Here is a 4,597-nt window from a genome sequence, read left to right as displayed (position 1 = left end):
GGCGTGCGGCTCGTCACCGGCGACAAGTGCGCGGGGATGCTCGGTGCGCTCGAGGAGGTGTTCCCCGGGGCCCGCTACCAGCGCTGCACGGTGCATTTCTACCGCAACGTGCTGGGAAGGGTTCCCGTGACCAGGCGGAAGGCCGCGGCGCGCATGCTGAAGGCGATCCACGCGCAGGAATCGCGCGAGGCATGCGCCAGAAAGGCCGAGGAGGTGGCGGAGAAGCTGGAGTCGATGCGGCTCGGGGCGGCCGCGAGGACGGTGCGCGACGGGTTCGCCGAGACGCTTGCCTACACGGAATTCCCGCCTGAGCACTGGCGCCGGATCAGGACGAACAACGGGATCGAGCGCATCAACCGCGAGATCAGGAGGAGGACTAGGGTCGTCGGGACCTTCCCGGACGGCAATTCGGCCCTCATGCTGGTGACGGCGAGGCTGAAGTACATAGTGGAGCACGAGTGGGGCAAGAGGAGGTACCTGGACATGTCGAAGCTGGAGGAGATGGACGAGCTGAGGGGAAAGGCGGAGGGCTAGAAGAGGACGGGGCCGAGGACGGCTAAATCAATTTGCGAAAGAATCTTGACGGTACCTAACGGAAAGACGAGAGTTCAAGTATTTCATAATACTGTATTAAAAGATTTTCCTCTTTTCTGCCCTAAATGCAAATTGACGCATATCATTGATGTAGAAAAATTAGAGATTGTAATCAAAAATACAGAAAAACAAACTTTTATTATTTAGAAGAAAGGATATAAAAATGAAACGTTTACCTAAATATACGCCTGCGGAAGTACGGAATGATCCATACGGATTTACTTACAAAGAAATGTCGGAAGTTATTGGCGAGAATGAAGCAAAAGCCTTATATGAAGAATTATATAAGCAATTACCACGCAAAAAAAATCTATCAATGTTGGTAAAAAATATTTGCAAAAGCAGTGATACTGAAAAGTATGTTTACGAACTGAAAGACAACAAATACATTGAAACGGTTTTTATCAAGCGGCGAGATGGTGGAACTGTTTGCGTGAGCACACAAGTCGGTTGTCCTGTTGGTTGTATTTTTTGTGAGTCCGGGCGAAATGGCTTTGTTCGTAATCTAACATCGTCAGAAATCGTACAACAGATTATATTGTTGCGTCGAAAAGTAAACCGTATCGTTTTTATGGGTATGGGAGAGCCTTTATTCAATTATGACAACTTGATAAAAGCAATCCATATTCTCCGAGATAGATATGGGCTCAACTTTCCAACCGACGGCATTACCATATCAACAGTTGGTCCGGTCGATCAATTAAAAAAATTGCGCGAGGAACATCTTAAAATTCAGTTGACAATATCTTTACACGCAGCAACACAATCTGCAAGAAATCGTATTATTCCTCACATGCGCATATATGCTATTGAAGATGTTGTTAAGCAAGCCTTATCCTATTCTGAAAGGCATAATCGCAAAATTGTCTTTGCGTATTTGCTTTTACCGGGTATAAATGACCGGCCCTCAGATGTAAGACAACTTGCAAAATGGTTTCGGGGCAAAAAAGTTATGATTAACGTGTTACAATACAACCCAACAAGCAATTCAAGAATTAAAGCACCACAGAAACGGGAAATAGTTGCATTCAAACATCAATTAGAGCAAGCAGGACTTGAAGTTACTATAAGAGTTTCTCATGGCAGAGAGATTAACGCGGCTTGTGGACAGTTAGCTAACACATATAATAAATTCAAAAAAAAATGATTAAAAGTGCCAGACGCATAGACGCAGAGCCGATAACGCATTAGGTCAAAAAACCTATGTGTTATCGGCTTTTTTAGAGGCTTCGGTAGTTTGTGTGACAAGGGGCTAGCCTAGGCAGCAACGCTCTTCGCTCCCTTCACGCCCTTCTTCCTCGCCTTCACCGGGCGACCCGGGAGCTGGGGCTGGCAGTCGCCGCACCTGAGCATGAGCAGGGCCACGAGGTTGTCGGTGTTGCGGAAGCCGTAGCCCATCCTCACCGTCACCTTGATCTTGTTGTTGATGGCCTCTACGCGCCCGTTGCTGATGCCGAGCTCGACTGCGGCGATGATGTCGTCGCGCCGGCGGCGCACCTTCTTCTCCACGGCGACGACCTTGGCGATCTTGCAGTAGGCGGCCCTGTGCATCCAGTCGTCGAGCAGCTCGGCGGCCTCGGAGCCGTCGGCTGCCCGGAAGACGGCCCGCAGGTCCTCCTTGAGCTCCCAGGCCCTGACCAGCCGCGAGCCGGCCCTCTTCTTGAGCGCCTCGAGCCTCGCCCTCTGGCCGTCGGTGAGGTCCTCGGGGTTCTTCACGAGCGCGTAGCGGCTGCCCTTGATGGAGGCCTCCTCCTCCTCGAGCGCCCTGACCTCCTCGGGCGGCAGCTCGCCTTTGGCAGGCCTGCCGCGCTTGCCCTCGGGCCTGGGCCTGGCGGCCCTGGCGGCGGCCCTGGCGGCGTTCCACTCCTCGCAGCGCACGGCGTCGAGCGCGTCGTTCATCCACTGGACCACGTGGAAGGGGTCCATGACCCACCTCGCGTTGGGGCAGCGGCGCTTGACCAGCTGCCTTATCCACCTCGCGCCGTCGGCGGTCACCACCTCTATGGCGCGCCTCTGCTCGCGCGTGAGCTCGTCGAGGAACAGGTTGAGCACGTCCTTGCCGGTGCCCTCGTGCGCCCAGATGAGGCAGCCGCGGTCGTGGTCGACGACCACCGTGACGTACTTGTGGCCCTTCTTGTACGACGTCTCGTCGATGCCGATGCGGCGCACGCCGTCGAACCTCGAGGCGCCGCGCGCGGCCTCCAGCTCGGCGTAGACGCGCCTGCACACGCCGCCCACGCTGTGCCACTCGACGCGGGCGAGCTCGGAGACCGCCGAGGCGGTGCAGCGGACCGCCAGCCACGCCACCCAGTCCTCGAAGTCGCGCGTGAAGCGCGCCCCGTGCCGCGCCCAGGGGACGGCCTCGGTGCGCACGCCGTGCTCCGGGCAGCGCACCCTGCAGGGCGCGTACTCCAGGTAGCAGGCCGAGCGCGCCAGGTCCATCGCCCTCCACAGCCTGGGGGCCCCGCGGTTCGCCATGTCGTAGAAGTCGCAGGCCCTGCCGCATACGGGGCAGCGGCGCTGCTCGCGCTTGTAGGGCCGGACGCTCACGACGATGCGCTCGGCCTCGATGCGCGCGCCCAGGACGACCGTGCGGGCCAGACCGAGGGCGAGAAGTAGTAGACTCTTCATGCGTCACACCTCTTCGGTTGTCTGAATTTGGCTTAGCAATCATAGGCGGATGACGCGGAAACGGCCCCTCCCGGGGCCGTTTCAGTTCCAGATCGTTGTTTTCGCCCGCTGAGCTGGGCCTATGCCGGAATCTCTCCCACAGAAACCACCGAAGAGCCAGATTTCTTCTGGGGCGGTTGACAAGGGCTGTCCTTCAGCCCTGCAATTAAGAGGATGATGAGCTGGCTGAGCTCATGAAGGGCCTTGGGAGCGAGGGGTGCCCACCAGCAATTCAGCCTCGATGGTGATGCTTTTCACACGCGATAGATTTAGGGACTCCGCGTCGATGCCGAACAGCAGCGGCGTCATCTCGGCGAACACGCGGACGTCCCTTTCGGACATCTCGAAGGTGCGCGTCACCTTGATGCGGTCGGTCATCTTGAAGTGCTTCTCAAAGCAATCGGTCACCAGCTGGTTTGAGTATTCCTTGCTGCGCAAAGATCCTTCAGCAAGGTGGCGCAGCTCCGTAAGATGATTGCTGCCTGGAACCACTTTGACCAGCACTCCTGGCGCGGAGGCGTTTCTGGTTGGGGTGAGAACGCGCTTGAATTCGTCGTAGTTCGAGGGAGCGAATACGTCCACCACGCAGTTGATGGAGCCTTTCAGCACGGGGATGTTCGTCAGGTCGCCAACCAGCCATTTGACCGCCTTTCTGGAATCGTGGCGGGCCGCCATCAGCATGGCGTCTTTTGAGAGGTCAAACGCCACCACGTCGACACAGAGGTTTTCTCGGATTGCACGTGCATAGAAGCCTTCTCCGCATCCCGCGTCGAGCACGCGGAATGGCGTCGCGTTCACAGCTGCAGGACCCTCGCTTGGGGAAAGGGCCCTTCCTACCGCGGTGAGGACGGCTTCTTTCACGTGGTCGTAATACCCTGCCTCCAGGATTGCCATGCGGCTCTCAAAGGATTCTTTGCTGTAGTGGGCTGACTGCCTGGAGGGCCCTAGAAGGTTTACGTACCCCTGCTTTGCGATATCGAAGCAGTGCCTCTTCGGACATACGAGGCTCCCTTCCTGCAGCTTCAGGGCGCTGTGGCAAAGGGGGCAAGAGAGCACGTCGGCGCTGTCAGCAAATCGCGCGTATCTGTCGAGTACCATTGCGTCTCCTTTCGTCCAAGCAATTCTAGCGGATGAGTCTTCCCCAGCAGTGCATGGCTAATCATAGCAGGCAGAACCGCACAGTGACAAATAGCTGAGCTATTTCAAGCTGGGATTTCGGTATCCTTGATTATCAACTTTATCCGAACACCTCCCACATTCATCCGTACATGTGCGGATGAATGTGGGAACCCGATACCCTGAGGGCCGGATCGGCCGGCCCCGGGAGATCGGA

General features: G+C 56.5%; 5 protein-coding genes and 1 pseudogene. 3 read left to right on the top strand and 3 right to left on the bottom strand.

Features of this window, described 5'->3' with window-relative positions; all coding sequences use genetic code 11:
- The 3 genes from ACTNBB_RS08940 to rlmN all read left to right on the top strand — a co-directional run.
- The coding region (locus ACTNBB_RS08940; protein ID WP_441057927.1) for a transposase at positions 1-534 on the top strand (534 nt) is incomplete at its 5' end.
- A gap of 45 nt (positions 535-579) precedes the next feature.
- Positions 580-741 (top strand): cysteine-rich KTR domain-containing protein, encoded by a 162-nt coding sequence (locus ACTNBB_RS08935; RefSeq protein ID WP_441057930.1) that lies wholly within the window; start codon positions 580-582, stop codon positions 739-741.
- A gap of 16 nt (positions 742-757) precedes the next feature.
- Complete coding sequence (rlmN, locus tag ACTNBB_RS08930; protein ID WP_052802844.1) at positions 758-1,741, top strand: 23S rRNA (adenine(2503)-C(2))-methyltransferase RlmN; 984 nt, start codon at positions 758-760, stop codon at positions 1,739-1,741.
- A gap of 110 nt (positions 1,742-1,851) precedes the next feature.
- On the opposite strand, the gene ACTNBB_RS08925 is transcribed toward rlmN, so the two are convergent.
- The 3 genes and pseudogenes from ACTNBB_RS08925 to ACTNBB_RS08915 form a co-directional block, all read right to left on the bottom strand.
- Complete coding sequence (locus ACTNBB_RS08925) at positions 1,852-3,225, bottom strand: ISL3 family transposase (RefSeq protein WP_090862524.1); 1,374 nt, start codon at positions 3,223-3,225, stop codon at positions 1,852-1,854.
- A 231-nt stretch (positions 3,226-3,456) separates the two neighbouring features.
- Positions 3,457-4,158: a methyltransferase domain-containing protein gene (locus tag ACTNBB_RS08920; RefSeq protein ID WP_052241580.1), complete on the bottom strand. Its 702-nt coding sequence runs from the start codon at positions 4,156-4,158 to the stop codon at positions 3,457-3,459.
- A 63-nt stretch (positions 4,159-4,221) separates the two neighbouring features.
- Positions 4,222-4,362: pseudogene (locus ACTNBB_RS08915) on the bottom strand (putative RNA methyltransferase); the annotation flags it as partial.
- Between the last annotated feature and the right edge of the window lie 235 nt (positions 4,363-4,597).

Source organism: Collinsella sp. HCP28S3_B9 (assembly GCF_052066095.1).
Lineage (GTDB): Bacteria > Actinomycetota > Coriobacteriia > Coriobacteriales > Coriobacteriaceae > Collinsella.
Note: the sequence above shows the minus strand (reverse complement) of the source record. Positions and strands in the feature narration are given on the sequence as shown.